The organism is Streptomyces sp. NPDC058534 (genome assembly GCF_042717365.1).
In the GTDB taxonomy this organism is placed as follows: Bacteria; Actinomycetota; Actinomycetes; order Streptomycetales; family Streptomycetaceae; genus Streptomyces.
In genome coordinates this window covers 18,923-23,242 of sequence record NZ_JBHXNW010000109.1, presented here as the reverse complement: position 1 = coordinate 23,242, position 4,320 = coordinate 18,923, and the positions used below count along the sequence as shown (strand labels likewise).

Sequence of the window (4,320 nt, the reverse complement as noted above, 5' to 3'; positions counted from 1 at the left end):
GCCGAGATCATCGCCTCCTTCCCCGACCTCGGCATCGGCCTGGGGCAGTTGCTGGAGAACGGCCGCAACGCCAGCGACATGGCCATGGTCTTCGAAGCCATCCTGCTCATCCTGATCGTCGGTATCGCCATCGACCTGCTGATCTTCAGCCCGCTGGAGCGGTGGGTGCTGCGCAGCCGCGGTCTCCTGGTGAAGAGCTGAGGTACGCCATGTCCGCACCGGTCCTCCTGGTCATCGCCCACGGCAGCCGCGACCCGCGGCACGCCGCGACCGTGCACGCCCTGGTCCGCCGGGTCAGGGCGCTGCGCCCCGACGTACGGGTGGAGACCGGCTTCCTCGACTTCAACGTGCCCTCCGTGCCGGGCGTGCTGGAATCCCTGGCGACGGAGGGGGTGCGGGACGTGGTGGCGCTGCCGCTGCTGCTGACCCGCGCCTTCCACGCCAAGGCGGACATCCCGGCGGTCCTGGCGGACGCCTCGCCGCGGCTCAGGATCCGGCAGGCGGAGGTGCTCGGCCCCTCGCCGCTGCTGCTGGCGGCGCTGGAGCGGCGGCTGTACGAGGCGGGCCTCACGCCCGCCGACAAGTCCTCGACCGGGGTCGTCCTGGCCTCGGCGGGGTCCTCCGACCCGGAGGCGATCGCAGTGATCGCAGAAATCGCGCGGGAGTGGCGGCGCTCCGGTTGGTGCGCCGTGCGGCCTGCGTTCGCCTCCGCATCCCTCCCCCGCACCGAGGACGCCGTACGGGAGCTGCGCGCGCTGGGCTGCGCACGCGTCGCCGTCGCCCCGTACGTCCTCGCGCCCGGCCGCCTGCCGGACCGGATCGCGCGGGGCGCGGCCGGGGCGGACGTACTGGCGGACGTCCTCGGCCCCTCCCCGGAGGTGGCGCGGGTGCTCCTTGAGCGGTACGACGCGGCGCGGACGCCGGTACTGGCGGCGGTCGGGGCCTGAGGCCAGGGCCGGGCGCCCGGCGCTAGGACCCGGTCAGCTCCACGAGTTTGACGACGGTGTTCCAGTTGCGGGTGGTCGCGACCACGCCCTTGTTCACGCGGGGCCGCGCGAGGGCATCGGCGAGCTTGGAGCGGCCGAGGCCGTCCGGCGCGTAGAGGTAGAGGGCGCGGTCGCCGAGGCGGAACTCCTCCGGGAGGAAGGCCGGCGCGTCGACCGTGGTGAAGCGCTCCGCGTCCACGGGGGCGGAGAAGTAGGTGACGTGCAGCTGCTTGGCCTCCAGTTCGGCGGCCGGGAACGGGCACGCCTCGGCGACGGCCTTCAGATAGGCGTGGTCGCGCACGATCACGTCCACCGCGAAGCCGAAGCGCTTCTCGATGGCCCCCGCCAACTCGGCGGCCAGGGACTCCTCGTCCCCGTGGGCGGCGGCGAAGACGGCCTGTCCGCTCTGGAGATGGGTGCGTACGGCGTCGTGGCCGAGGTCCGTCAGGAGCGCGCGCAGGTCGGCCATCGGGAGCTTCCTCGCCCCGCCGACATTGATCCCGCGCAGCAGCGCCGCGTACATCGTCGTCATGGGCACACCATAGAACGGCCGTCGTGCCCCGTGGGGGCGGGCACGACGGCCGGGTCCGCGCGGCGGCGGACGTGCGCGCCACTCTCGCCGATGCGGTGTGCGGGGTTCAACCACTACACGCACCTGTACACACACCTGTGACTTAAACAACAGGTCTGCGAAAGGGTTCCGGCGCGATCCGGCGCTCCCTGGCTCCCTGACCCCACGCCCCGGCGACCCCGGTAGATGTAAGGGACCGGGGTCCTCCTCAGCGGTGAGACACGGCGGTCCGGAGGGATGACCCGCCGCCGCGACACGTCACCAAAGAGCACGACGCGGCGTTCTTACGCGGGCCATACCTTCGAAACGCAAGGGGACGGCAGGGGGCCGTCGCCGCTCACCAGGGGGCAGGCCGGTCATGCGGAACCGAGACACACGGGTGCGGGGCATAGCCGCGCGGGCCGGCGGCTGGAGCGCCAGACACCGATGGGCCGCCGTCGGCATCTGGGTCCTGTTCGTCGTCCTCGCGATGGGGCTCGGGTCGGCGGCCGGCCGGGTCGACGTCAAGGACAGCGACCAGATGGGCGGCGAGACGCACACCGCCGCGCAGATCGTCGAGGACGCCGGGATCGAGGAACCGGCCGGTGAGTCCGTCCTCATCCAGGCGAAGGACGGCGGCCTCAAGGCGACGGACGCCGAGTTCCGCGCCGCGGTCACCGCGGTCGTCACGGCGGTGGAGGGGACCGGGCAGGTCACGGGGGTGACCACCCCGTACGAGGCCGAGACGATCTCGAAGGACGGCCGCAGCGCGCTGGTGCGGTTCGACATGCGCGGCGAGGCGGACACCGCGGGCGACCGGGTCGAGCCGGTGCTGAACGCCGTCGCGGACGTCCAGAAGGAGCACCAGTCGCTGCGGATCGAGGAGATCGGCGGCGCCAGCATGATGAAGACGTTCGACGACGCGTTCGGCGACGACTTCAAGAAGGCCGAGTACTCGGCGGTGCCGGTGGCGCTCGGCATCCTCCTCGTCGCGTTCGGGGCGCTGGTGGCGGCGCTGGTGCCGGTGGCGCTGGCGATCACCGCGATCATCGCGACGATGGGTCTGATGGCCCTGGTCAGCCACTTCCAGCCGATGAGCGAGACCGCCAACTCCGTGATGCTGCTGGTCGGTCTGGCCGTCGGCGTCGACTACTGCCTGTTCTACCTGCGCCGTGAGCGCGAGGAGCGCGCCGCGGGCCGGGACGCGCAGACCGCGCTCAGGATCGCCGCCGCCACCAGTGGCCGGGCGATCGTCGTCTCCGGTGTCACGGTGTGCGTGGCGATGGCGGGCATGCTGTTCACCGGCATCGCCGAGTTCGAGGCGATGGGCCTGGCCTCGCTGATGGTGGTCGCGGTCGCCATGGTCGGCTCGGTGACGGTGCTGCCCGCGCTGCTGTCCCTGCTGGGCGACCGGGTCGAGAAGGGCCGCCTGCCGTTCCTGCGCCGGCGCCGCAAGGGCGGCACCTCCGAGGGCAGCCGGTTCTGGACCGCGGTCCTGAACCGCGTCCTGGCCAAGCCGCTGCTCGCCGCCGTGGTGGCCACCGGCGCGCTGCTGGCCGTCGCCGCGCCGGCGATCGGCATGAAGACGGAGAACCTCACGCTGGACCAGGAGTTCGGCGACTCGCTGCCGATCGTGCAGACGTACAACCGGGTCAACGAGGCCTTCCCGGGCGGGTCGGACCCGGCCGAGGTGGTCGTGAAGGCCGACGACATCAACGCACCGGAGGTGCGGGCCGCGCTCGCCGACTTCCGTGAGCGGGCGGTGAGTTCGGGTGCCTCGCGGGGACCGGTCGACGTCACGATGCACGACGAGCAGAACGTCGCCCTGGTCTACGTCCCGCTGGTCGGCGGCTCCGACCAGGACAAGGCGGGCGAGAGCCTCGTCAAGCTGCGGGACGAGGTGCGGCCGGCCACGCTGGGCAAGGTCGACGGCGTCGAGGCGCCGATCACCGGTCAGGTCGCCGGATCGAAGGACTTCAACGACCAGTTGGTCGGCTCGGTCCTGCCGGTCTTCGTGTTCGTGGTGGTCTTCGCCTTCCTGCTGATGCTGCTGTCCTTCCGCTCGCTGACCGTCGCGCTCACCTCGATCGTGCTGAACCTGCTGTCGGTGGGCGCCGCCTACGGCATCCTGGTCGCCGTCTTCCAGCACGGCTGGGGCGCTTCGCTGGTGGGCGCGGAGGGCGTGGGCGCCATCATCACGTGGCTGCCGCTGTTCCTCTTCGTGATCCTGTTCGGCCTGTCGATGGACTACCACGTGTTCGTGGTCTCGCGGATCCGTGAGGCGCGGCTGCGCGGGCGGAGCACGGCGGACGCGATCCGGCACGGGGTGGTCACCACGGCGGGGGTCGTCACCAGTGCCGCCGTCATCATGGTCGCGGTGTTCGCCATCTTCGGGACGCTGTCCATGCAGTCCATGAAGCAGATGGGCGTGGGCCTGGCGGCGGCAGTGCTGATCGACGCGACGATCATCCGGGGTGTCCTGCTGCCGGCCGTGATGTCCCTGCTCGGTGAGCGCAACTGGTACCTGCCGAAGTGGCTGCACCGGCTGCCGGACCTCACCCACGACGAGGCTCCCGAGGCGATCGCTCCGGCGGCCCGGGACGACGAGGGCGAGCGCGGGGAGCGGGGTGAGCGGGTGGAGGTCTGACCGGCCACCGCTGCCGCGGGGCCCGCCCCGTCTCTGCTGAAACGCCGGGGGCCCCCGCGCCGCTGCCGGGGGCGGGGACGCCCACGCGGCGGGCCGTCGCTCCGCCGAATAGTAGGCCGCCCCCCCCGGCCCGCCCA

3 protein-coding genes and 1 pseudogene are annotated in these 4,320 nt (G+C 72.2%); 3 read left to right on the top strand and 1 reads right to left on the bottom strand.

Annotated elements, in window-relative coordinates:
* Positions 1-201, top strand: a pseudogene (locus tag ACFWR9_RS39330) (ABC transporter permease); the annotation flags it as partial.
* A gap of 8 nt (positions 202-209) precedes the next feature.
* Positions 210-947 carry a sirohydrochlorin chelatase gene (locus tag ACFWR9_RS39325; RefSeq protein ID WP_383851504.1) on the top strand — a complete coding sequence of 246 codons (738 nt, stop codon included), beginning with the start codon at positions 210-212 and terminating at the stop codon, positions 945-947.
* 22 nt (positions 948-969) lie between these two features.
* Here the strand turns inward: ACFWR9_RS39325 and ACFWR9_RS39320 are convergent, their stop codons facing one another.
* On the bottom strand, positions 970-1,518 hold the full coding sequence (locus tag ACFWR9_RS39320; RefSeq protein WP_383851502.1) for a DUF1697 domain-containing protein: 549 nt from the start codon (positions 1,516-1,518) through the stop codon (positions 970-972).
* Positions 1,519-1,915: 397 nt separating this feature from the next.
* On the opposite strand from ACFWR9_RS39320, the gene ACFWR9_RS39315 reads away from it, so the two are divergent.
* Positions 1,916-4,183 carry an MMPL family transporter gene (locus ACFWR9_RS39315; protein ID WP_383851499.1) on the top strand — a complete coding sequence of 756 codons (2,268 nt, stop codon included), beginning with the start codon at positions 1,916-1,918 and terminating at the stop codon, positions 4,181-4,183.
* Positions 4,184-4,320: the final 137 nt, after the last annotated feature.

Excerpts from the sequence above, each read along its gene's own strand:
- ACFWR9_RS39325 (WP_383851504.1), top strand. The coding sequence starts at position 210 with ATGTCCGCACCGGTCCTCCTGGTCATCGCCCACGGCAGCCGCGACCCG.
- ACFWR9_RS39320 (WP_383851502.1), bottom strand. The coding sequence starts at position 1,518 with ATGACGACGATGTACGCGGCGCTGCTGCGCGGGATCAATGTCGGCGGG.
- ACFWR9_RS39315 (WP_383851499.1), top strand. The coding sequence starts at position 1,916 with ATGCGGAACCGAGACACACGGGTGCGGGGCATAGCCGCGCGGGCCGGC.